Annotated in this window: 32 protein-coding genes and 1 tRNA gene; 24 read left to right on the forward strand and 9 right to left on the reverse strand. The window is 43.9% G+C overall.

Annotated elements, in window-relative coordinates:
* Positions 1-10: 10 nt before the first annotated feature.
* The 22 genes from ACOQO5_RS12630 (at position 11) to ACOQO5_RS12735 (ending at position 11,318) form a co-directional block, all read left to right on the forward strand.
* On the forward strand, positions 11-259 hold the full coding sequence (locus ACOQO5_RS12630; protein ID WP_420582047.1) for a hypothetical protein: 249 nt from the start codon (positions 11-13) through the stop codon (positions 257-259).
* Between the two features lies 1 nt (position 260).
* A complete protein-coding gene (locus ACOQO5_RS12635) occupies positions 261-2,315 on the forward strand; it encodes a hypothetical protein (protein WP_420582048.1) in 2,055 nt (684 codons plus the stop codon).
* 11 nt (positions 2,316-2,326) lie between these two features.
* Complete coding sequence (locus tag ACOQO5_RS12640) at positions 2,327-3,205, forward strand: AAA family ATPase (RefSeq protein ID WP_420582049.1); 879 nt, start codon at positions 2,327-2,329, stop codon at positions 3,203-3,205.
* Positions 3,205-3,837, forward strand: coding sequence for a hypothetical protein (locus tag ACOQO5_RS12645; protein ID WP_420582050.1), 633 nt, complete (start codon positions 3,205-3,207; stop codon positions 3,835-3,837). Before ACOQO5_RS12640 ends, ACOQO5_RS12645 begins: the two co-directional genes overlap by 1 nt.
* Positions 3,834-3,971 carry a hypothetical protein gene (locus tag ACOQO5_RS12650; protein ID WP_420582051.1) on the forward strand — a complete coding sequence of 46 codons (138 nt, stop codon included), beginning with the start codon at positions 3,834-3,836 and terminating at the stop codon, positions 3,969-3,971. The genes ACOQO5_RS12645 and ACOQO5_RS12650 overlap by 4 nt, the downstream gene beginning before the upstream one ends.
* On the forward strand, positions 3,964-4,164 hold the full coding sequence (locus ACOQO5_RS12655) for a hypothetical protein (protein ID WP_420582052.1): 201 nt from the start codon (positions 3,964-3,966) through the stop codon (positions 4,162-4,164). Before ACOQO5_RS12650 ends, ACOQO5_RS12655 begins: the two co-directional genes overlap by 8 nt.
* Entirely contained in the window at positions 4,145-4,588 is a 444-nt protein-coding gene (locus ACOQO5_RS12660; RefSeq protein WP_420582053.1) for a hypothetical protein, read from the forward strand. Before ACOQO5_RS12655 ends, ACOQO5_RS12660 begins: the two co-directional genes overlap by 20 nt.
* Complete coding sequence (locus ACOQO5_RS12665; protein WP_420582054.1) at positions 4,570-4,764, forward strand: hypothetical protein; 195 nt, start codon at positions 4,570-4,572, stop codon at positions 4,762-4,764. Before ACOQO5_RS12660 ends, ACOQO5_RS12665 begins: the two co-directional genes overlap by 19 nt.
* Positions 4,765-4,804: 40 nt before the next feature.
* Positions 4,805-5,323, forward strand: coding sequence for a host-nuclease inhibitor Gam family protein (locus ACOQO5_RS12670; protein ID WP_420582055.1), 519 nt, complete (start codon positions 4,805-4,807; stop codon positions 5,321-5,323).
* Between the two features lie 279 nt (positions 5,324-5,602).
* Positions 5,603-6,019, forward strand: coding sequence for a hypothetical protein (locus tag ACOQO5_RS12675; RefSeq protein ID WP_420582056.1), 417 nt, complete (start codon positions 5,603-5,605; stop codon positions 6,017-6,019).
* Between the two features lie 8 nt (positions 6,020-6,027).
* Complete coding sequence (locus ACOQO5_RS12680; protein WP_420582057.1) at positions 6,028-6,336, forward strand: hypothetical protein; 309 nt, start codon at positions 6,028-6,030, stop codon at positions 6,334-6,336.
* Between the two features lie 2 nt (positions 6,337-6,338).
* The gene (locus ACOQO5_RS12685) at positions 6,339-6,869 is read left to right on the forward strand and encodes a hypothetical protein (protein WP_420582058.1); all 531 of its coding nucleotides are present in this window, start codon (positions 6,339-6,341) and stop codon (positions 6,867-6,869) included.
* A complete protein-coding gene (locus ACOQO5_RS12690) occupies positions 6,787-7,377 on the forward strand; it encodes a hypothetical protein (RefSeq protein WP_420582059.1) in 591 nt (196 codons plus the stop codon). The genes ACOQO5_RS12685 and ACOQO5_RS12690 overlap by 83 nt, the downstream gene beginning before the upstream one ends.
* A gap of 179 nt (positions 7,378-7,556) precedes the next feature.
* A tRNA-OTHER gene (locus tag ACOQO5_RS12695) sits at positions 7,557-7,691 on the forward strand.
* A gap of 23 nt (positions 7,692-7,714) precedes the next feature.
* The gene (locus ACOQO5_RS12700; RefSeq protein ID WP_420582060.1) at positions 7,715-8,221 is read left to right on the forward strand and encodes a hypothetical protein; all 507 of its coding nucleotides are present in this window, start codon (positions 7,715-7,717) and stop codon (positions 8,219-8,221) included.
* On the forward strand, positions 8,200-8,652 hold the full coding sequence (locus tag ACOQO5_RS12705) for a hypothetical protein (RefSeq protein WP_420582061.1): 453 nt from the start codon (positions 8,200-8,202) through the stop codon (positions 8,650-8,652). The genes ACOQO5_RS12700 and ACOQO5_RS12705 overlap by 22 nt, the downstream gene beginning before the upstream one ends.
* Positions 8,624-9,388, forward strand: coding sequence for a hypothetical protein (locus tag ACOQO5_RS12710; protein WP_420582062.1), 765 nt, complete (start codon positions 8,624-8,626; stop codon positions 9,386-9,388). Before ACOQO5_RS12705 ends, ACOQO5_RS12710 begins: the two co-directional genes overlap by 29 nt.
* Position 9,389: 1 nt before the next feature.
* Positions 9,390-9,770, forward strand: a complete 381-nt coding sequence (locus ACOQO5_RS12715) for a hypothetical protein (RefSeq protein WP_420582063.1) — start codon at positions 9,390-9,392, stop codon at positions 9,768-9,770.
* Positions 9,771-9,788: 18 nt separating this feature from the next.
* Complete coding sequence (locus ACOQO5_RS12720) at positions 9,789-10,217, forward strand: hypothetical protein (protein ID WP_420582064.1); 429 nt, start codon at positions 9,789-9,791, stop codon at positions 10,215-10,217.
* Positions 10,214-10,630 (forward strand): hypothetical protein, encoded by a 417-nt coding sequence (locus ACOQO5_RS12725; protein ID WP_420582065.1) that lies wholly within the window; start codon positions 10,214-10,216, stop codon positions 10,628-10,630. Before ACOQO5_RS12720 ends, ACOQO5_RS12725 begins: the two co-directional genes overlap by 4 nt.
* Positions 10,627-10,818 (forward strand): hypothetical protein, encoded by a 192-nt coding sequence (locus tag ACOQO5_RS12730; RefSeq protein ID WP_420582066.1) that lies wholly within the window; start codon positions 10,627-10,629, stop codon positions 10,816-10,818. Before ACOQO5_RS12725 ends, ACOQO5_RS12730 begins: the two co-directional genes overlap by 4 nt.
* On the forward strand, positions 10,815-11,318 hold the full coding sequence (locus ACOQO5_RS12735) for a hypothetical protein (RefSeq protein ID WP_420582067.1): 504 nt from the start codon (positions 10,815-10,817) through the stop codon (positions 11,316-11,318). Before ACOQO5_RS12730 ends, ACOQO5_RS12735 begins: the two co-directional genes overlap by 4 nt.
* Before the next feature lie 120 nt (positions 11,319-11,438).
* Here ACOQO5_RS12735 and ACOQO5_RS12740 read toward each other — a convergent pair whose 3' ends face one another.
* On the reverse strand, positions 11,439-11,882 hold the full coding sequence (locus ACOQO5_RS12740; RefSeq protein WP_420582068.1) for a hypothetical protein: 444 nt from the start codon (positions 11,880-11,882) through the stop codon (positions 11,439-11,441).
* The gene (locus tag ACOQO5_RS12745; RefSeq protein ID WP_420582069.1) at positions 11,875-12,744 is read right to left on the reverse strand and encodes a hypothetical protein; all 870 of its coding nucleotides are present in this window, start codon (positions 12,742-12,744) and stop codon (positions 11,875-11,877) included. Before ACOQO5_RS12745 ends, ACOQO5_RS12740 begins: the two co-directional genes overlap by 8 nt.
* Positions 12,745-12,894: 150 nt before the next feature.
* Between ACOQO5_RS12745 and ACOQO5_RS12750 the strand changes: the two genes are divergently transcribed.
* Entirely contained in the window at positions 12,895-13,137 is a 243-nt protein-coding gene (locus ACOQO5_RS12750) for a hypothetical protein (protein WP_420582070.1), read from the forward strand.
* An 11-nt stretch (positions 13,138-13,148) separates the two neighbouring features.
* Positions 13,149-13,523: a hypothetical protein gene (locus ACOQO5_RS12755; protein ID WP_420582071.1), complete on the forward strand. Its 375-nt coding sequence runs from the start codon at positions 13,149-13,151 to the stop codon at positions 13,521-13,523.
* Here ACOQO5_RS12755 and ACOQO5_RS12760 read toward each other — a convergent pair whose 3' ends face one another.
* The 7 genes from ACOQO5_RS12760 to ACOQO5_RS12790 all read right to left on the reverse strand — a co-directional run bounded on the left by ACOQO5_RS12760 (position 13,524) and on the right by ACOQO5_RS12790 (position 20,009).
* Positions 13,524-13,724 carry a hypothetical protein gene (locus ACOQO5_RS12760; RefSeq protein WP_420582072.1) on the reverse strand — a complete coding sequence of 67 codons (201 nt, stop codon included), beginning with the start codon at positions 13,722-13,724 and terminating at the stop codon, positions 13,524-13,526.
* Between the two features lie 42 nt (positions 13,725-13,766).
* The gene (locus tag ACOQO5_RS12765; protein WP_420582073.1) at positions 13,767-14,288 is read right to left on the reverse strand and encodes a hypothetical protein; all 522 of its coding nucleotides are present in this window, start codon (positions 14,286-14,288) and stop codon (positions 13,767-13,769) included.
* Positions 14,289-14,390: 102 nt separating this feature from the next.
* Entirely contained in the window at positions 14,391-14,822 is a 432-nt protein-coding gene (locus ACOQO5_RS12770; protein ID WP_420582074.1) for a phage virion morphogenesis protein, read from the reverse strand.
* An 89-nt stretch (positions 14,823-14,911) separates the two neighbouring features.
* Positions 14,912-17,524, reverse strand: a complete 2,613-nt coding sequence (locus ACOQO5_RS12775) for a phage portal protein family protein (protein ID WP_420582075.1) — start codon at positions 17,522-17,524, stop codon at positions 14,912-14,914.
* A 9-nt stretch (positions 17,525-17,533) separates the two neighbouring features.
* Positions 17,534-17,962: a phage protein Gp36 family protein gene (locus tag ACOQO5_RS12780; RefSeq protein WP_420582076.1), complete on the reverse strand. Its 429-nt coding sequence runs from the start codon at positions 17,960-17,962 to the stop codon at positions 17,534-17,536.
* On the reverse strand, positions 17,959-19,563 hold the full coding sequence (locus tag ACOQO5_RS12785; protein ID WP_420582077.1) for a hypothetical protein: 1,605 nt from the start codon (positions 19,561-19,563) through the stop codon (positions 17,959-17,961). The genes ACOQO5_RS12780 and ACOQO5_RS12785 overlap by 4 nt, the downstream gene beginning before the upstream one ends.
* A complete protein-coding gene (locus tag ACOQO5_RS12790; RefSeq protein WP_420582078.1) occupies positions 19,560-20,009 on the reverse strand; it encodes a DUF1804 family protein in 450 nt (149 codons plus the stop codon). The genes ACOQO5_RS12785 and ACOQO5_RS12790 overlap by 4 nt, the downstream gene beginning before the upstream one ends.
* Positions 20,010-20,091 lie beyond the last annotated feature (82 nt).

The following is a 20,091-nucleotide window of genomic DNA, read 5'->3' on the forward strand; positions in this document are numbered from 1 at the left end:
GCGGAACAGAATGCCAAATTTATCAGCCAAAGAACTTCTAGAACTAGCCTCAAAGCTCAGAAACGAAGGTATTACTCAAGATCAAATTGCAAAAGAGGCCAATAAGTCGGAGAGATATATAAGAATGGTTTTTTCTCCTAATGATCCAAGATATTCTGAAGATGTCATCAGGATAGCCAAACGATTACTTGTTGAAAAGTCGACTGAAGAATTCACCCAAGCATTCAAACGTCACAACGATGTGATGAAAGTCCTCTAATATGCCGCATATATGGAATGACATATTAGTAGTAACAAAAGAGGAACTGATCCCTGAATGGTGGTCGTCTTATGAGTCTTTGAAAAAGGAGCTCCAACGATATAGCTCAAAAAGCTACGGCATCAAAAGAGCGCAGCGTGGTGGGAATAACCGCCAGCTCCTAATCAGGTTCGATTCCCTACCTCGTGAAATACAGGATGGTATTGGAGATCCTAGAAAACTCAACCACCCGCTAGAGGCATATTACCAGGTAGATGCTGATGCTGTGACATTCTATGTGGACTTCACATATCCAGATGGCTCCTACATCAAACCAGAGACCCAAGAAAAATATATAGTGAATGCCAGCGTGGCTCAGGCCATACTCAAGCTAAAAGCGGCTAGAACTTCTGAACGATTAACTAAAGGAGGATCTGTACAAGGTATCATGAATACTCTGGCCTTCGATGCAGATAGTTTCCAACCTACACTCAAGGCTAAATTCGGAGTACAACACAACCTCCCCTCTCACCCACGTCGATTCGCTGAGGTAATCAATCAATTCGACAAGTTGGGATATGTGTCCCTGGTGAAAGATGCCAAAGGCAGAGCCAAACAAAATGCACGGAAGGCTACGCCTGAAACAATCAAGCTGCTCAATAGCTTATTTGCCAACCGTGGAGAAGATTTCAAACCAACTGCCACACAAGTAGCTCGTGAATACGAAGGATTCTTGTCTGGATATGTAGACGTAATAGATCCGGAGACCGGAGAGCTGTACAGCCCGAAAGGATTCAAGTCACTCAGAGAAAGAAGTATAAAAGCTTACTTGACGGCATGGGAAAACAGAATAGGCGCACACGCCAGAAGAAGTGGCAACCGTCAAGAACTTATTCAAGACTACATCCCACACCATTCACTACAACAGCCACAATTTGCAGGCTCATTGATCTCTATCGATGACAGACAGCCACCATTCTGGTACGACAAAGGCAAACGAGTGTGGTTTTATGTAGGTATAGATCTAGCCAGTGAAGCAATTGTATGTTGGGTAGAAGGAAAAACCAAAGAAGGTATCATTATCAAATTCTATCGCCAGTTGGTGAGAAACTATGCGGAATGGGGATTGAATTTGCCGTCAGGTCTAGAGTGTGAGAGTTCATTGAACAGCTCATTCAAGGATACATTCTTGAAGCCCGGCAACATGTTTGAATATGTGAGAATAGAAGCCAATAAGGCACGATCTAAAAGAATTGAGGCTTATTTCAAGCCATTGAGATATGGGCTTGAGAAAGAGCGAGAAGGCTGGATTGCCAGACCTACGGCAATAAGTGAATCAAACAAAGCCGCTACTGATAAGCCAAATAAGATCATCCCATTTGAGACAATTGTAGAAGGATGTCACGCAGACATGGCCACATGGAATAACATGGCCCATTCGAAACACAATGATACATCTAAATGGGATTACTTCTTAAATAATCAAAATCCAGAACTCAAGCCCACCAACTACAAGGCTATTCTTCCGCACTTAGGATATAAGCAATTGACCAGCTGCAATGTGGGCATTATGAAGCTTCAAAATCAAGAATGGCTTTTAGGAGATAATGGTCAAGTGGCTTTAGGTGAAAACCTGATCCGATTGATGCGCCAAATAGAAGGAGAAAATGTCGACATCTACTGGCTGGATGATAATCACGGAGAGGTACTGAAGGCGATGGTGTACAAAAATGGCAGATACATCTGCGAGGCATGTCCTAAGCCAAAATACAACAGAGCCAAGAACGAATGGACTGATCAGGATCTGAAAGCCCGTGAAATAATGAGTGCTTATGTATCCACGATAGAGGCATTCCAAAAGACACAAATCAAGTCAATAGAACCTGTCACCATTATCGACAATAGACCTAAGACTATAGGCAACAGCTTTCAAATGCCTGGTGCTAAAAAGTATGAGCCAGACATGAACGAAGAGGTGGAAGTACTCGGAGAGATAGGAAAAGACGACGAATGGGAAGATGTGGTGGAATACGAGGAACCAAGTGATTTCACATGGAAAAAGAGTTTTCAAGCATAACTAAATAGAATATGGAACTAAATGCAACATTCAAAAAGAGAGTCAGAGACGAAGTAATCGCTCGAAGAAACAATTACGGTGGATCTGACGCCAAGTTTGCTAAGACGATTGGCCTCAACCCTTCCAGCTTCAGCAAACTGAAAGCCAATGAAACTGATCGAGTGATTAGCGACAACGAATGGCTCAGAATCGGAAAAGAATTCAATGTCCGGATGGTATCTGACAACTGGAAAGTAGCCAGAACCAGCATCTACAATGAAATAGAAAGCAACCTTACTTTCTGTAAGAACCTGAGCAAGTCTATGATCCTGGTCGATGACTGCGGAATCGGAAAAACCTTCTGCACCCGACACATTTTAAAGAGCATGAAAAACGCTTTTTATCTCGATTGTTCACAGTACAAAACATGCCAGCAGTTCGTTCGCGGATTGGCCAAGACCATAGGTGTGGATGACAAAGGCAAGTATGTGGATGTAAAAAGTACACTGAAGTACTACTTAGGACAAATTGAGAAGCCACTCATTGTCTTGGACGAAGCAGGAGATCTAAGCTACCCGGCATTTCTTGAAGTAAAGGAGCTTTGGAATGGTACCGACGGGATCTGCGGCTGGTACATGATGGGAGCCGATGGCCTCAGAGCCAAGATCAGAAAGGGCATCAACAACAAGCGAGTAGGTTTTGCAGAGCTATTCTCAAGGTTCTCGGATGAGTTTATCCAATTGATACCTCAGCCGAAGGAAGATAAAACGGCTTACTACAGAAAGCTCCTTGCTGATGTGGCAAAAGCGAATTGCAACAATAAGGACATCATCAATCAGCTGGTAGCCAAATGTCTCAAAAAGGAAACTACCCTCAGATACCTCGAAACCCTAATCAAAGTGAATCAATAATGAGAGTACTAGCAGCGAGAAACTTATTAGATAAAAAAGACCCGACCTACCAATTTGACGGGGTGTGGCAGGATGTGATCGGAAACCCCGAAAAAAATGGTGTATGGATCATCTATGGCCGAGAGAAAAACGGAAAGACCTGGTTTGCAGTCATGCTGGCGAATTACCTCAGTCAGCATGGCCGCACCTTGTACATCAGTGCAGAGGAAGGTTTGGGAGCCAATTTTCAAAGTACCTGTCAGCGAGCTGGCGTGTCCTCCACCAACAAGAAGCTGAAGTTTTCTGAACGAATTGAGCTGGAAGATTTGAAGCAGAAACTGGACGCCAGGCATGTGTACAGCTTCGTGATCATCGACAACATCACGGTGTACCGCGATGATCTGAAGCGCAAAGCGATTGACAACCTAATCAAGTCATACCCAAAGGTCATCTTCATATTTCTGGCTCACGAAAAAAACAACGAGCCATTTACTGCTCCGGCACAGTTGGCAAAGATCCTGTCGAAAGTAATTATCAGAGTGGAAGGTTTGGCTTGCTATGTAAGCGGAAGATGCCCTGGAGGCACACTGATGATCGACGAAGAAAAAGCCATGCTCTATCACGGATCTGAAATCAAAACCAAGAAGAAATGAAAACAACCCTACTAATCATCGGACTACTGGCCTTATCAGCCTTCTCTATGATCACTGTTACATGTCTGGCACTCATGAGTCCATTCTTATTCATCAACCTATTGAACGAACCTAAAAAATACTACCATGTCTGAAATCATTTCTAAGTGTGAAGGTCAGATTCAAGACCGAAAGTGTAAGCTAAGAGACAACTGCAAACGATATGCGGTACGCAATGGCTCAGATCACCCCAACTGGCTGATGCCGCCCAATGCCTCTGTGAATGGCAGGTGCAACCTATATATCTACAACGGAAACCCCCTTTATCATGATCCACAAAATGGTTGAACATACGGAAAAGCAAGTGCAGGACACACTTCGACTTTCAGTTGAAGATCTATTCGAGCTGAAGTTTAGCGAAGGAGTGGATTTCCTTCAATATATCCGTCCGGAGGAGATCAGCCTGGCACTACGAGACAGCAAAGCCTACTGGAACTGGTGGCGCACCCTGTGGGCTAACCGAGACCGAAAGCTACTGGCCATGATCGAAACGGATAGCGATGGTTTTCTATACCAAAAGCCACTGCCATTCAAAGAAAACAATTGGCTAGCCTGTAGAAAAATAGACTGGAGCGATGGCCTACAATTTTACACAGACTACCACATCCAGCAAATCGAAATGATCCACCAATACCCTAACGACGAAGTGATAAAATCGGCCATGCGCCAGCAATACGACAAAGAAAAAGAACTATGCGAGATCCAAAAGTAAACGAAATCAGTGCGGAGATCAGCACACTGCAAAGCAAGCTAGGATTACTCAGGAATGAATTCATGAGAACCAAGGCTACCATCTCCCACGAGCAAGTGCGTTCGAAGCTAGCAAAAGTAGAGAAGGAACTCGACGAGCTGCAAAGCCAATATGGCCGAATGACGGCCTTCAGTTAAAGCATCTAAAAGCCCATTTCATACATAATAGACAATTACAATGAGACAAAAAACGACAGTAACAGCACCATCAGAAACGGAAGCGAAGGATTTTATGCTGCAATACGCAGATTCCAGCTCCCAGCTGAAAAAGCTGGAAGGAGAAATGGAAGTGAAAATACAGGCCGTTCGTGAGAAGTATAAGGACAAAGTACAGTCCCTGTCTACCACCAAAGAGACCGCATTCCAGAAGCTACAGGCCTACGCCCTACGTAATCGAGATGAACTTTTCATCAAGCGCAAGAGTCTGGACTGGGGCCATGGAATACTGGGCTTCAGGATCGGAACACCAAAGGTGACCAAAAAAGCAGGAATCACTTGGGCGGCCATGCTCGACCTAGTGAAAAATGCTGGCAAGAAAGACCTGATTAGAACGAAGGAAGACATCGACAAGGAGAAGATTATCGCCTCTCGTGACGATGAGGACTTTATGAAACCATTGAATGACTTGGGCATCTCCGTGGTGCAAGACGAGACATTCTTTGTAGAGCCGAAGGAGGAAGAACTCGCTCCGGCTTAATACCCAAATCCCGGGTAGTTCGTCCCGATGGCTATCGGGAGGAGAGCTACGCCGCGTAGGTTCGAATCCTACCCCGGGTACACAACATCCAAAAGGTGCAGCGTGTAAGACAAAAGTCCAATGCCGAGGACTTTGATGATTCAGGAGGCAAAGTTGGATTCTCCCTTGCAATAACAAGAACTGACGGCGCTTAAATCCTCACGCTGGTAATCAATTTTGGGAGCATCCTGAATAAAGGCTGACAGATCGGAAAGACGATCAATTTTAAAACTTACAACTATGAGTAAATACAGACATTATTTCGCCCTAGAGAAGCAACTCCACCGCGCCGGATACCCGGTCAGCAGAATGGATCTGATCCGCCAGTACTCTGGTGACGAGATGTGCAGCCTCCAGGAGATGAGCCTTCAGCAGTACAACCAGTTTATCCAATGGATTAGAATCACATTCAAATCCCATTTGGATGCTGCTGAAAACGCCCAAAAGAAAAGCATAAAGACCGCCGTGCATTACCTCTGCCTGATGGGTATGACCACATCCGACGACAAGCCTGATTTTACAAGAATCAATTCATTCGTGAAAAACATCGGAAGCAACAACCCGAAGAAGGAAACCCTCAACAAACTGACGCCTGGACAGCTCAACAAAGTAGTGACGCAAATAAAATCGATGTACCAAAAGGAAATATCTAGATAACCTAATCAATGGAAATTATACACTTCAAACCTGTCAACGATAAAGAGCTGAGATTAGATGTAAGCATGAAATTTTGGCCCATCAAATCAATAATGATAGAGAGTTTCAAGGATAGACTGCAAAAGTTTATCGAAGCTGATGACAAAAAACTGGTGTTTGGAAACAAACCTAGCTACTTCTATGATATAGATGCTGATTGGTTCTACCTCCATTTATATCACAAAAACAGAAAAGGCCAAAGACATAGATTGGTATTGACAGCAGTACTACCGGGATTAAATCACATTGTACCAAAGCCTGAAATAGACATTGTTTAGACATGAAAAAAGTATCACTAGAAGATAAAACCAAGGTGCTAGACGTGTACATCAAGCGACCACACTGCATCGAGCATCCGGAGGTACTCAGAGCCATCAAGTCAGACGTACTGAAGGCCAGCAATGGCAAGGTGAAGAAAGGCTCAGAAGCGCCATCTCCGCTCTACAACACATGTATGGGATTGTACCGTCAATTTCTCAAAGATCAGGGCTTACCGCTAAAGCTAGACGGCAAGAAGGCCAGAGACTACAAAGAGGCACTGACCAACCTGATCAGCTTCATGAAAAGCCTGGCCAAATCCAACGGCAATTCCGACAGCGACGAAAATATCAAGCGGCTGTTCGAGAAACTATTCAGCAGCTGGGAGCAGCTGGAGGACTTTCACAAGAAGCAGATCCAGTTACCACAGATCTATCGAAACATTGAAGAAATCATAACGCAAATCAAAAATGGAAATAGCACTACGACCAAAGTCAGAGATAGCTACAAAGCAGGAGTACTTAGAGATCTACAGTCCGAAAGCGATGCGTGAGGCTATGAAAGGTGTATCTACCATTCAGCAAGCCAAGGCTTTGAAAACCGTTAGCCTGGCGAAGATCAGAAAGGACATTGGCAGCAATGCCATCGAGGCCTTGATCAAGATATACCTGATTCAGCTGAGCGAACTACTTAACCTGAAGCGAGCCCTTACCGAAGATCAGATCGATGAAATCGCCAGTGAGGTAGTGGCCACTTATTACCACTTGACGATGGCAGATGTAAACCTGATCATGAAGCGAGCCAAAACGGGCTACTACGGCGAGCTGTACGAGCAGCTCAACATGCCAAAAGTGATGAAATGGTTTGCTGACTACTTCGAGGAGCGCTGTGAGCTGGGAGAGCGTCAGTCGCTTGATGCCCATAGCCAAAGAAAAGAATACAATGACATCAGCAGACCTAGCCAGGATGAAAACACCAGGAATGAATTCAGAAAAGCGAAAGCGCACGTCGACCATGTCCGACTGCAAGCACGAAAAAACCAAAACCCTCGAAGCAGCTGATCACTGCTATAGAGGGAGAATAGATCACGAAGTATGCGCCGAGTGTGGCGAAGTGATCACGAAGAAAATAATACGATAGAGCCAGTAGCATGGCTGAGAAATACCCTTCTGGTGGGGATCACCGGGCGTTCTTTTATTAAAACTGCTAAGTAGATGGTGGCTCCCAGAGCCGCCAATCTAGTCCCGTGGTGGAATGGTAGACACTCAAGGAATAGGGCGAGACTCCCTGAAGTGCACACGAAAGTAGTGCTGCCTTTGATTGAAATGCTGATGCGCAGGCAAAGTAGATACAGGTTCGAATCCTGTCGGGACTACAAACAAACTAAATAGAAAGACAATGAACCTAGGATTCAAACTTTACGAAAAGGGGAAACCGACGCACTTTCCAGAGAAGATACTCAAAGGATTACATGACCGATTAATGATTGGAGATGAAGATTTTGACAAATACCTCCAGCACGTAGAGGTCAATTATCCCGAATATCCAGATTTAGATACTCCGAACGAAAAAACCCACACCATACGTGAAGATCCAAAAAACCGATGGAAAGTAGGTAGTAAAATTCACTTCTTAATCGGCAACCAAACACCCAAGCGGTTTCAGTTTGCTCCGGTGCTGGAAGTGAAAGCCATCCAGGAGATCTATATCCGATACCACTGGGGACTTCACTTAAAAGTGAATGGCAAGGATCTGACTAGCTCCAAACAGGAACTGCTAGCCAGACAAGATGGCTTTGAAAATCTTGATCACATGCTTGATTGGTTTTTTCCTGGCCGAAATAATGAGGACTACGACAAGACCTTCACTGGTAAAATAATTCATTGGACGGATTTCAAATACTAATGATCCCCTCTCCAGACATATTGAAAGCGGTGGTTTGCAACATGACGGGCTTGACTCAGCACGAATTCAACTTCTCCAATCAGAGATCTGAAACCGTACTGACCCGAAAGCTCTTCGTCTTGCTGGCCATGGATGTATGCCAGTACAGAGAATGTGAAGTGACTCGCTACATGGGTCACGATCATTCTACTACCAGTCATCACTTAAATAGTGCTAAGGATCTACTCGACGTAGATAAGAGGTTTGCCAATATCTACCATCGCATCCGGCAAGCAATAACTACCAGGTCGGAGCTGGATGATATGCCTAGAGACGCATTGATCCTTAAGCTAAAGATCACACGGATAGATCTCGACAACAAAATCAACGAAATAGATCAAATTATAGAAACCCTTACATCACATGAATACACGAATCAACAGATCAGCTGACGCGATCATATCACTGCAAGTAGTAGTGATCATCTTCACCATGCTCAACAATCTGGAGCATGGTGCTATGCTCTATTTCAGACTGACAGATCAGGGTGTACTCCCGGAGATCGCCTACAAGATCATCCCGTACATCGTGATACTCACGCTGGACATGGCCATATTCTCCTTCATGCTCTTGGGCGATCATCGTACTGCCAAGGTCTTCGCCTGGGGCATGTTTGCCATCAACCTCTTGTACTGGGACGTGTTCATGACGATTTATGAGATTTTCACTCCGGAAGATGTCGAGGCATTCACCATGAGCTTCACCAAACTGCTTGTTTCGATCCTGTTTGCCGGGGCATTCTCCTACAGTATCCATGCCTTCAGCAAGAGCCTGAAGAAGTCCATCAACTTTTCGAAGCACCTCCGCAGGCTTGTGGACATGCATCGCAGAACCCGTGCAAAGAATGTGCAGCTGTCCGCAGCGGTTGAGCAGCTGCACGGAAACATAGCGGTACACCTAAATGAAAAATCGCAACTGGAAAGAGAACTTCTGGAGTCGGGACGCAAGCTGTCGGAGGTGAGAGCCGAGCTATCGGTATTCACCGATAAGGAAGAAAAGGAGATCGCAGCCCGTACGTGCCGGGACTGCAACCATGAATTTCCAGACAAGCAGACGATGGGAAAGCAGCGCGGCGGCAAAGACAGAAACAAATGTAAGTCCGGAGTTTGTCCGGGGAAAAGCAAATAATATGAAAATAGTAAATATTAAATCTCATGATTTCAAGAAGGTAAACTTGGTTACTCTTAAAAAAGGTGGAGACAATTATGAGTGCAGTGTTTGTGGTTGTAAAGGTTACCGATCACCATTTCAAGATAATCTAACTCTAACTGAAAAAGAGTTTAAAAAGTCATTAAAGTGTTCTTTCCAACAGCCAATCTCAAAGCGGCCAAAGAAAGTATTGATCGTTGACTTAAAGCCAGAATTGAATTTACCAGAAGGCACATATGATGTAGTTGATTGCCCAGCACATCAGGATAAAAAATTCAAACATGATGTATGGGTATTTAATGATGCCAGAGGTGAGCCATGCAGAATATTGCCCCATGAAATTATATCAAAGTTTTTCTAACGTAGAAACCCCATAACAATGCCAAAGAATATCACAATCAACATTACCCATCAGGAGCTAGCAGCGAGAGGCTACAAGCGCAAGGAATGGCTGGATAAGGACGCTTTCAATGATCCGTTCGATACGCTCAAGTTCGTGCAGTACGAGAAGCAGCTCGATGATGAGGCTACTATAGAAGTGTGCTTTGGCTACCATGCAGATAAGCCAGACCAATACAACCACATAGAGACCACCTGTGCGCTCGGTATCAATTTAGAATACTTACCGATCAAGATCACTGAAGTGGATCAGCTGGATCAGTTTGTAGAGCTGATTGAAGGGAGTGCTCTATTACCAAGAAAAGCATTTCGAGTATTCAAATGTAAGAATCGTTTTTTAGCAAATAACGGAGATGTCGTAGGTGATTGCTTTAACCAGTGTGAACATTGTAAATCTTTAGAATCATGAAAAATTATCAATGGCAGGGAGAACCTGTAAAAGTTGAATTTGGCTGCTCTACTGTTCAAGAGAACAAAGAAAAGCCCTTGTATTGGTACAACTACCTCTGTGATAAAGGAGGTGGTACTGCTGAAATCCCATCAATTAGAATTACCTCAAAATCTGGTGAATCCTTTGTTATAAACAATCAATGTGGGATTGGGGTTCATAAACTTATCAATTGTGGCTGGCCAAATATGCCGCACTCATCATTACCGGATGAAGGATTTGAAGAAAATGAGATCGACTACAAGTTTGATCAATTCAACAAGGATAGCTACTTGTTTCTCAAATCCAAAGAAGAGCAATGGATGAAAGACAAACATCCGAAGGAATATGCAAAGCTCGAATCACTAAAGCAAATAATCAACAGAAGACCATGAAAGAGCAAATTCTATCAGTGATACAAGATTTGGTCGTGAAATTCACATACTACGACCGAAAGGAAGATGAAGAATTGACTATTGAAAATTTACACCGAGCTGTACTGGATGGTGAAATAACAATAGATGAGATGGTCAAGGAATTCGAATCTAAATTATCTATCGTATTCAAAAACCAAGAGCCATGAAACTAGAACAAGCCCAAACCATAGCAGAAGGAGTATTGGCACAGCTGATGCCTCAATGCGAGCGCGCGGAGATCGCAGGATCCATTCGCCGCCAAAACCCCGAAGTGAAAGACATAGAGATCGTGGCCGTGCCTAAGCCCTACGACGTAGGATTGTTTGCCAGTGGTATTGCCACCGTAGTAGATCAGTGGCAGCGCATCAAAGGACAGCTCCCGTGCAAGTACACCCAAGTGATGCTGCCTGAAGGCATCAAGCTGGATCTATTCCTGGTGCAGCCCGGCAACTTCGGCTGGCAGCTGGCCCTTCGTACCGGATCGTCAGACTTCAATAAATACGTGCTACTCCGTAAGCTCAAGGACAACTATCTACGATCTGAAGATGGCTGGATCTACCGTGGCGATACTCGTCTCATGGTCCGCGAAGAGTCAGAGCTTTTCCGATTGATCAACATGCCTTATCTGGAGCCAGTGAAAAGGAACTACAAGCATCCGTTGACATAGTTATATCTTAGAGATATATTTAATCATGGATGATCCGCAATGGTATGAGATATTGATATTTATTCTAGTATGGATTGTTGCGATTTGGTTACATGCCAAATTCAAGAAGCGTAATCGTTATTAGTCTTCTGGTTCTTCTCCATTAAAGTCAAGAAGTGAAAACAATCCCATCCCAATATCACGGATAGAATCTATGAATACCCCAAAAATTGTGACTGTAATTGTATTAGAAAAAACCTGAGTGTATTCTTTAGAAATCAATTTTTCAACTATCGCACTCTCTTTCAAAATCAGAACTATGAAGGACACTGCTATCAACACAAGTTGTACTTTGAGGCTTTCTTTTAATTCGTTTTTTGCTTTATGAAAACCAACGCCGCTTATATTTTCAATTTCACTAATCTTGCTAGCAATCAAGGAGCCACTTGCAATATTAATAGCTAACAGAGTGGTTAATAGAGGAATTAATCCAGATGAAAAATCATCTATAAATGAGCTTTCTAGCTTATCAGCTCCAACACTAATAAGATACCCACAAACTAGAAAAGTCACATATCTATACATCCCTTATTGATCTTAATCTTTCTATAAAACTTGCTACCCAATTGGCAGACTCTTCTGAAGACAAATCTACTTCTAATGAATCAAATTCTTCGTGCCTCATATTGTTTCCTGTAGTCTCCCATCTCCTGTATCCTTTCATTTTCAATTTAACAGATCCCGCGCCTTCAGAAGAAGCTTTTACCAAATTTGTTAGTTGCTCATTTCCTACATCAACATTATCCAATATATCACCTTTCGAAGCACTAAACTCCAGTTTCGTTTTATCACTTCTAATGGCTTTTGAAGCCTGTTTTAATGTTTCGTTAATTGTCTTATTAACGGCTGGTAGGTTTGGATATTCGAATTCAAACTTTATATTTTGAACCTCTTTGTCATATCGATCTACTAAGTCCCAAAAATCAGATTCATCATAATTAGGGTGTATTGCAATATCAAGATTAACTCCTTCCAGCTTCCTTGATAAGGCTTTTTCCAGTATATTTTTTACGGATTTACTCGATCCAAAAGAAGTGCGATCTGACTCAATAGCAATCATTTGATAATCAGGATTGTTCCAAATCATTATAGCACAGCTTGGCTCACTTGGAAAACTTTCGCGATGAAATTCCTGTTCTAGATGGACGGTTTTCTTATTAGCCAATCTAAAAAGAAATGATTCATCGTCCTTATGTTTGACTTGATAATTTAATTTCCCTCGTCGAGTATAAAAGCCAATATGCTCATCTAATGACTGTGAAAAAAGACCATTCTTCCTGTCCATGATCTCCTCAGCAGTAAGGTTTTCATTCCAAAGATGGGTTTGAATATTTCTCTTCGGTCTAAGTTGAAATGTGAAAATGTCATATTTGACCTGTTCGGGCATAATTAATCTATTAAAATGAAAATTTCATCAATCAATTTTGCCTCAGAATGCTGACCGAAAAAGTAACTCATAGAGTCGATTTAACCTAATTAGTTGTAGGAAAAGTAATATTTCTATTATCTTTAATCTGTCGCACTAAAAGTATAAATCATGAAAGTCAACCTAAACCCCATCTGCATAGCAGTGTTTCTATGTATCGTTTCTATTTCCTGTGAGGAAAAATCAAGTGAAGTTTGCCGAAATTTAACCATAAGAGCGAAGGTGATACTCGAAGCTCCAGATATACCTAACAGGTACAGCTTCACATTCGAAGAAGGAGATAGCATGGAAGTGACTTCTCAAGAGTTTGAACAACATTCCCTCGGTGACACCTATTGCGCAAGTATTGAATAATTAAAGAAAACATGAAACCACTAATCACACTACTCTCATTTCTATTTGTTTGCCAGTTTTCTTTCGCTCAGGAGGATCGAATAGAAGAAGATCGAGCGAATATATCAACGGATGGAGTTGCTTCCTATGATGGCGTTTATAAATGGGCCGGAGAATCAGAGCCATTTTCTGGTATGGTCAAGATCTATACTATGCGTCGGGTATCGCGTAGATCCCCACAGAAGGAACTACTCTACCAGACTATGGTATTCAAAGACGGAATCAAGCTGGAAGAAACACAGTATCATGCAGATGGTCGTCCCGAAATTACGATTGTGTATTTACCAGATAATACTCAGACTGTGGCTTCAAGAATAAGGTATGATGATAATGGAAACGAGATGTGATCAATCTCTCTCTCTCATGATCTTACGAATGGTATCCACTGCCAGCCCCCAAAATTCAGATACTTCTTCTTCTACATCGTCTATGCGTTTGCGTTCTTCGTGATATAAGCGGTTGAACATGCTACGGATCTTATCATTCCGCTTTTTTCGGCGGGCTATTCTATTGACGTATCGGGGATGTTTGGCAGTAGCAGCTTGCATGAGCTCAAATTTAGCCCAAAAAAGTCAAATAAAATGACTATGTCAAGTTTCAGTTACTTCCAAATCAGGTGTGACTTCTTGATAAGTCTTCGTACCAGAGTAATCATAGCACATGGCTTTGAATTTCTGAATACTTACCATGAGTCTTTTTTGAGCATGCGGTGGTTCTATATGGTTTCTATTCGGGCTGTTGAATAGCAATAAATCGTCGTCTGTGCCCTTCTTGGCTTCGTGGCCTACAATGTGGCTCAGCATCCCTTTTTTGCTCTGTGTAGCGTTAAATACGGAGTCCAGCAAATACATGTGATCCTTGTTGTCATCATTCTGTATGTGCTTGTCATTGCTCAGCATGGTAGTAGTGACTAGGTGCAGTCTAAACTCTACCTCTCCGCGTTGAATATTACCTACTCTTTGCATCTCTGATGGCAAAAACTCCACCAATACCGCAGGCGCGTTTTTCAGCGATCCTTCGCCTCGTTCTTGTCCTGTGTACCATTCTACCTTTTTGATGCCGGATATGGCGATAAGGCGCTGTTTGATTAGAGTGTATGCTAGTGTGTACATGGTATTATCTTTTTATTCGTCATTGCGAGAAGGTACGACGAAGCAATCTCGTGCCAGGTAGTAGGATTAAGATTGCTTCGCTCCGCTCGCAATGACGGTGCGTTATCCAAATATTTTATCCATTTCGTTATCCAAATGTTTCTCCACAGCTTCCTCAATATCTTTGGAGTTGTCCATGAATTTTCGCTGAGGCATCTGTACGCTGTGGTTTCTGCCAGTCTTGCCTCCTTCGTTGTGCATCTTGGCATATACCTTATCAGATCCTACGCTCACGGTTTTGCCAGATACGTCATAATCAATAGACGCTTTGAGCTGTCCAGTCTGTACCAGGATGTTTTTGCCCTGGTTGCCCTTGCGATCCTTGCGTGATTGCCACTTATCGATTTTACCGCCGTCCTTGAATCCTTCGCGGTCGAAATTGTCATGCGCATGATCTACTGCCGTCTGACCCACTACGTCAGGCAGCTCTTTCAAGACCCTTTCCAGTTCCTTGCTTTCGCGTTTGAATGACGGTATTCCTTTATGCTTAGACATCTATTTCAATTCAAATTCGTATATTTGTAACCCCGGTCGGCGTACTTCGGTGCAAAGACCACCTCCCGTCGGCGCTGCTGGCGGGTTTTTTATTTTAAGACCGATTCCAGTTCCTTCAGGATCTCTCCATTCAAGAACATTTCTCGATCTATTCTGACCACCTTCTTATCATACACCACATCCACCCATTCGATCCCTCGTCGGTTGTGAAAACCTCGGCGTAAACCTTTGGTCAATTCATCCAATTGGGTAGTCGCTGCCACTTCGTACACTACGTTATTCAAACCCTGTTTCAATGCAGATCTAAGACGAGTATCTAGTCCGTAGGGCGTCTTTGGTGACTTCAAGTCGCTCAAAATGCCGTTGACTCTGAATTCTGGATTAGGTGTTCCATCCTCTACGTGTTCGAGGATCTCTACCGCATATCCATTCTTAGCCATTGCAGTAGCCATTTGTTTATTCTTCTTCAAGTCTGACTTGTGGGCCAGCTTGTGCACAGCAAACCAACCGCCCTGCTGAGCGAAAGTGTTAATTTCTGAATACTGCTTTTTGTCCAGGCGATCGAGCAGTTTGGTATTCGCTGCTAATTGCTCTGGACTGATTGGCATCTGTCCCGACAATCCAAATAGATTGGTGGCTTTGTCCTGGTGCTGATCCTGCACCTCATAATACGGATGACCCTTGCCGAATGCATCCCCAGTGATCCCTGGATTATTGTCAAAGGCTGGCTGTATCTCTTCGCCTGTAGTCTTTTTATCAATAGCTTTCTTCGTACTACGCAAGAAGGATCTACATCGCCAGTGATTACCTGGCCCTAGCTTCTTGAGTATAGGATCATCAACTGACCAAATAGCCCCTGCTAGATCCTTACATATCTGCGAGAGTCGTTCGTCTGGTACCACTACATATTCCACATTTGGGAATGTGCTTTTTCGCTCTTGGATCTTCAGCCATTTGTTGGCATTGCGTCCGGATAGTACAGCCTGTGTATGCTCGGTTTTGAGCCAGTTCTTGTTGTACTTCTCATTGATGCCCTTGGCGGCTTTCTTGAATTCGCCAAAGGATCTGATCTGACCTTCATCATCTACCAGGGCTTTCACCAGCTCATTGGTGTGGTGATGGTTTTTGAAGGCAGCAAAGACATGCACATTATGGCGGAGCTGATTGAGTAGTTGGTGGCTTGGGCTTCCATATTGCAGCTTGCTAAAGTTGACACCATAGCCTTGCAGCGTACCACGCCATAGATCTGCAGCCCAGTTCCAGAAGAGCTCTTCATCCACTCCGCCAGCTTTCAACTTACCATCATAGACTCTCTTCACGGCCTTGTTTACAGCACGGTCGAGATCTACTACTGCTACAGGATCATCACAATATGCAATAAGTGTTTTTGGATCTAGTGGAATATGATGGCTATTACAGCAATCCACATTATACAACCCAGCCACCCGCTGCGAGAGTGTCCCGGTCAAGCCCTTACCGACCTTGATCGATAAGGGCTCAGTAAAATTTGCACTAGGCTTTTTAGTTTTCTTGGGATCTTTTGGTGGATCATCTGTTTCAGAGTCGTCGGCTTCGACCTCATCATTCATGAAGGCTAAGTATCGGAACTCTAATCCCTCTAATGGATAACCATGTCTAATTAGGAATGGTATCAGCTCTTCATTGTTGTAGTAGGTCTCATTGCGCATGGCCTCCTCCATGTATTCGTTCAGGATGTTTTCATGCACCTCGGCACTTCCCACAAAGGCCTTTTCGTCGCTGGTACCTGTTTGTCCGGAGATCAGTTTGCTATTCTGTGCATCACAGAAATCAGCTTTGTCTTTAAATACCTGATATCCGTTGGCTTTGCTTGGTTCTTTGATTTCAAACTCATCTTCGTCATCTAAAATCATGTAGAGGTTATTACCAAACTCACTAGCCATTTTTTCTAGCTTGTCGAGTTCTTCCTTCTTATTGGATGCAGTTTTCACGGCTATAATAGGCAGTCCAAACTTCTCACCAAATCTACTCCAGTCAGATCGACTGTAGTTTTTCCAGATCACCTCGCGAGCAGCGATATTGAGGAGTCCTATGTCATGTGAGTCACCAATCTCCAAGAGCCATTCATTGAAAGGTTCTTCCCGATACTTCAGACCCTTCTCCATGGTGTAATCCAGAATAATCTCTCCAGTCTCTGGTCTTACATGGTGTCTTGGAAATACTTTCACTTTTTTGAATTCCAATTCCAGCCCATTATCACGCACAGGTTTGAACATCTGCTGAAATTCTACCAAAGTATGTCCGTAGTAGGGTGTCTCATGAAAGATATACCTGAAGCGATTGAACCAGGGCTTTTGCAAAAGTTTAGTGGCCTCCTCGTCGATCTCATCGGTACCCGCTTTGAACACGGCAAAGGGTGATCCCAATACTTTGAGTATGTTGGTACGGATCTGGCTGAGTAAGTGCGGATCACGCATCACCTCTTTATATATCGCCAGCAAGTGCGACCGATCCGGACGCTCAGGATCTTCGGCAAAATCGATCGCCTGGCGTAGGTTGTCCTGCTGCATGTCCGCTTTGAATGTACGATAGTGTGTGAGGTTTATGGATAGCCGACTGCCTTTGTCCTTCTTCAGCTCACGTTTGATATCCTCGATCATAGCTCCCTTGGGATCAGTGAAGCGTTTCACGTAGTTGGATACTTCTATTGGTAAAAATCTCATAGTCTTTGATTAATGTGATCTAGCTTCCTGACTGCCCCATCTAAACTTGGTGGCTATATCTCCGTTTTCATCTTCCAACACAGGAAGATCTACTTTGCGCTTACCATCGGATATGTCATCCAATAGATCCATCGTGTCATTGTAGTTTTTCACTATTCGGTCTGGTACCAGATCGTCGGGAATTCTTTCATAGAGTATATAAAGGACTATGGTGGTCGCCCATCTCACTACGTTTTTTGGCCGAGCGTCATCCGCGGCGTCAAAGATGGTGTCCAGATCATACGTGCCCTTTAGCGCATCTTTGATGATTGCGATGGCATGTTCTTCGGCTTCATCCAGAATGTCATCTGCGGTGAAGTCTTCATCGTCCAGGATATCACCTAAATGATCTGAATGAATTTTTGATTTGTAATCGGTGCGTGTGATGAACGTGCTCATGCGGCTCTGGATTTAGATTTTGTATAACCTCCACTTCGATAAGACCTGGTCTTTCCATTTCGGTTTTGCTTGTTCAGTAAATAGATGCCACCCTCACAAGCATCGGGGCCATCGTCGTGTCCATTTGGGAAGGCAAGGAATTGATCACGAAGTGTAATCATGTCAATACTCTTGCGCAGTTTCTCGTTGAATCCCAAATAGCCTCGTTCGCCTAGTGGCGACAAATCTTCTATTCTCCCGTACTTATCGGGCTTACTTCTCTTGTCTGGTCGGATGCGCATTTGATAGTTTCGACTGTCTCCTTCTATCTCATATTCCTCTAGTAGTAGATCCTGCATGAAGTTGGCCTCCATGTAGTGCCTGCATAGGATCTCTTTGAGCTTGCCGCCTTCGATCTCTATGATGCGCTGCTTGCCATGTACAATTTCGTCCAGGTCATAATGGGCAGATACCATTGCGGCTTTGCTTGCCTGGCGTACCCATGCCCACAGGATATGGTATTGTTTGCCCTTCTTCCCAATCAATACAATGGCCTTGAAGTCATTCTTTTTGGTGTCTTTGAATGAGGGGTCATTGTAGCTGATCAACGCGTCGTACTGATCTAGTGGCAGGCACTTCACCCAGGGCAAATGCTCAGGCAAGAATACATTGCCATCCTCGATATGCATGTGGTACATCTGGCGCATGGCGTTGCGATAGCCCATTTCGCCTACACGAGTCTGGATGTGATCTACGGTGTATCGCTCCTTCCATGCTGGAACACCGCCATTGGCGATGAGTAGCATCTTGTGGTTTTTTGGGTTTTCGGTGGCAAATACTTTGATGTGCTTGATACCTTCGCGCTTCTTGTCGCCTTCTTCTATGTCGCCTACGATGTGTGCCGTCAAGTCATTCTTAGCTGTTCGGTTGTTGGCAAATACAAATCGTTTGCCTTTGATCGCCAGACAGCCCATGAACTCACCAAGGATCCAGTCCAGGTTCTCTTTTACGATGGTCTGGTTTTTGGCTTTTTTCTTACTGGAGGCATCATCCACAACGCCATAGTTCGGACGTTTGGCAGCTTTACGCACACCCGCAGGGTTTTGGCCGATGCCAAATGACCAGAAGCCGATACCGCCAGAAGTAGTGAAGTGACCAGTAGTCCAGGAGCCGAGTAGATTCTGCTCTCCGTAGTCGGCAATAAACCTTTTATTTTTTCGCAACTCCGCCTCAATATCAGATAGGAGCACTTTGGCCTTCGGGTCGGTCTCTGAGGCAAGTAGCATGCCGCTCAGCTCTCCTTTGGCCAGTAGCCATATAGGAATGAACACGTCGGCAAATACAGACTTGGCATGTTCTCTGGCCCACTCTAATACAGCGAAGCAGTTTTGATTACTCAAGATGTCCTTCGCCGCCTTGTGATGAAACCACCCAAAGTCACAATCTATATAGTGTGGGAAGTAGTATTTACAAAAGGCTTCGAAGTTGCCCACTTTCAGCAGGCGTTCTTTTCGCTTCTTCTGATCCTTGTCGGATTCGTTTTGAATGATTTCGGTGGCTTCACCGATTCGCTGGCACTGGTCTAGAAACAAGTGCCATTCTTTTTCTGACACTCGGCTCATAGTTCTTTTCGTTTGTTGGCTAGGAAGTTTTGCAATGGCCCTGTGAGCGCTTTGGCTAATTCCAGGCTATCGGATTGAATGAAATCCAAAAGCTCACGACTGATCTTGACATAATTGCTCCATTCGAGTTGCTTGCCTTTCACAGAACTAAACATCTTGGACAAGGCATCGATGTCGCCTTTGTCAATAAGCTTCCATTCATCCTTTGGTTTCTTCCGATTTTCTTCCTTTCGGTACTTTAGAACTTCCAGCTGGTGGTTGATGAGTTCCCATAGCGACTCCTCTGCGGTTTCCTTGGCTAGCGTGTGCTCCACCCGTTTGCGATCCCAGTCGTATTTCTTCTTCCAGGTACCTACGGTCTGCTCAGATACTTCCATTACGGCGGCTATCTGCTTTTGATCCGTGCCTTCATTATATAGTATTTGAGCTGCCAGGTGTTTTTCCATGATCCAAAGTTGTGTGATCAGTGAGGCGAAAGGAAGCTCCGAAGCCTTGCGTAATTACATTGTACCTTATTAAAGGTGAATT

The sequence above is a fragment of the Reichenbachiella sp. genome (genome assembly GCF_965223055.1).
Taxonomy (GTDB): Bacteria; Bacteroidota; Bacteroidia; order Cytophagales; family Cyclobacteriaceae; genus Reichenbachiella.

Bases quoted from the DNA above. Each gene is read 5' to 3' on its own strand.
- ACOQO5_RS12770 (WP_420582074.1), bottom strand. From the start codon at position 14,822: ATGTCTAAGCATAAAGGAATACCGTCATTCAAACGCGAAAGCAAGGAA.
- ACOQO5_RS12755 (WP_420582071.1), top strand. From the start codon at position 13,149: ATGAAACCACTAATCACACTACTCTCATTTCTATTTGTTTGCCAGTTT.
- ACOQO5_RS12775 (WP_420582075.1), bottom strand. From the start codon at position 17,524: ATGAGATTTTTACCAATAGAAGTATCCAACTACGTGAAACGCTTCACT.
- ACOQO5_RS12765 (WP_420582073.1), bottom strand. From the start codon at position 14,288: ATGTACACACTAGCATACACTCTAATCAAACAGCGCCTTATCGCCATA.
- ACOQO5_RS12715 (WP_420582063.1), top strand. From the start codon at position 9,390: ATGAAAATAGTAAATATTAAATCTCATGATTTCAAGAAGGTAAACTTG.
- ACOQO5_RS12675 (WP_420582056.1), top strand. From the start codon at position 5,603: ATGAGTAAATACAGACATTATTTCGCCCTAGAGAAGCAACTCCACCGC.
- ACOQO5_RS12735 (WP_420582067.1), top strand. From the start codon at position 10,815: ATGAAACTAGAACAAGCCCAAACCATAGCAGAAGGAGTATTGGCACAG.
- ACOQO5_RS12670 (WP_420582055.1), top strand. From the start codon at position 4,805: ATGAGACAAAAAACGACAGTAACAGCACCATCAGAAACGGAAGCGAAG.
- ACOQO5_RS12700 (WP_420582060.1), top strand. From the start codon at position 7,715: ATGAACCTAGGATTCAAACTTTACGAAAAGGGGAAACCGACGCACTTT.
- ACOQO5_RS12780 (WP_420582076.1), bottom strand. From the start codon at position 17,962: ATGAGCACGTTCATCACACGCACCGATTACAAATCAAAAATTCATTCA.
- ACOQO5_RS12790 (WP_420582078.1), bottom strand. From the start codon at position 20,009: ATGGAAAAACACCTGGCAGCTCAAATACTATATAATGAAGGCACGGAT.
- ACOQO5_RS12725 (WP_420582065.1), top strand. From the start codon at position 10,214: ATGAAAAATTATCAATGGCAGGGAGAACCTGTAAAAGTTGAATTTGGC.
- ACOQO5_RS12745 (WP_420582069.1), bottom strand. From the start codon at position 12,744: ATGCCCGAACAGGTCAAATATGACATTTTCACATTTCAACTTAGACCG.
- ACOQO5_RS12740 (WP_420582068.1), bottom strand. From the start codon at position 11,882: ATGTATAGATATGTGACTTTTCTAGTTTGTGGGTATCTTATTAGTGTT.
- ACOQO5_RS12710 (WP_420582062.1), top strand. From the start codon at position 8,624: ATGAATACACGAATCAACAGATCAGCTGACGCGATCATATCACTGCAA.
- ACOQO5_RS12720 (WP_420582064.1), top strand. From the start codon at position 9,789: ATGCCAAAGAATATCACAATCAACATTACCCATCAGGAGCTAGCAGCG.
- ACOQO5_RS12680 (WP_420582057.1), top strand. From the start codon at position 6,028: ATGGAAATTATACACTTCAAACCTGTCAACGATAAAGAGCTGAGATTA.
- ACOQO5_RS12760 (WP_420582072.1), bottom strand. From the start codon at position 13,724: ATGCAAGCTGCTACTGCCAAACATCCCCGATACGTCAATAGAATAGCC.
- ACOQO5_RS12665 (WP_420582054.1), top strand. From the start codon at position 4,570: ATGCGAGATCCAAAAGTAAACGAAATCAGTGCGGAGATCAGCACACTG.
- ACOQO5_RS12730 (WP_420582066.1), top strand. From the start codon at position 10,627: ATGAAAGAGCAAATTCTATCAGTGATACAAGATTTGGTCGTGAAATTC.
- ACOQO5_RS12635 (WP_420582048.1), top strand. From the start codon at position 261: ATGCCGCATATATGGAATGACATATTAGTAGTAACAAAAGAGGAACTG.
- ACOQO5_RS12750 (WP_420582070.1), top strand. From the start codon at position 12,895: ATGAAAGTCAACCTAAACCCCATCTGCATAGCAGTGTTTCTATGTATC.
- ACOQO5_RS12785 (WP_420582077.1), bottom strand. From the start codon at position 19,563: ATGAGCCGAGTGTCAGAAAAAGAATGGCACTTGTTTCTAGACCAGTGC.
- ACOQO5_RS12655 (WP_420582052.1), top strand. From the start codon at position 3,964: ATGTCTGAAATCATTTCTAAGTGTGAAGGTCAGATTCAAGACCGAAAG.
- ACOQO5_RS12690 (WP_420582059.1), top strand. From the start codon at position 6,787: ATGGAAATAGCACTACGACCAAAGTCAGAGATAGCTACAAAGCAGGAG.
- ACOQO5_RS12650 (WP_420582051.1), top strand. From the start codon at position 3,834: ATGAAAACAACCCTACTAATCATCGGACTACTGGCCTTATCAGCCTTC.
- ACOQO5_RS12685 (WP_420582058.1), top strand. From the start codon at position 6,339: ATGAAAAAAGTATCACTAGAAGATAAAACCAAGGTGCTAGACGTGTAC.
- ACOQO5_RS12640 (WP_420582049.1), top strand. From the start codon at position 2,327: ATGGAACTAAATGCAACATTCAAAAAGAGAGTCAGAGACGAAGTAATC.
- ACOQO5_RS12630 (WP_420582047.1), top strand. From the start codon at position 11: ATGCCAAATTTATCAGCCAAAGAACTTCTAGAACTAGCCTCAAAGCTC.
- ACOQO5_RS12645 (WP_420582050.1), top strand. From the start codon at position 3,205: ATGAGAGTACTAGCAGCGAGAAACTTATTAGATAAAAAAGACCCGACC.
- ACOQO5_RS12660 (WP_420582053.1), top strand. From the start codon at position 4,145: ATGATCCACAAAATGGTTGAACATACGGAAAAGCAAGTGCAGGACACA.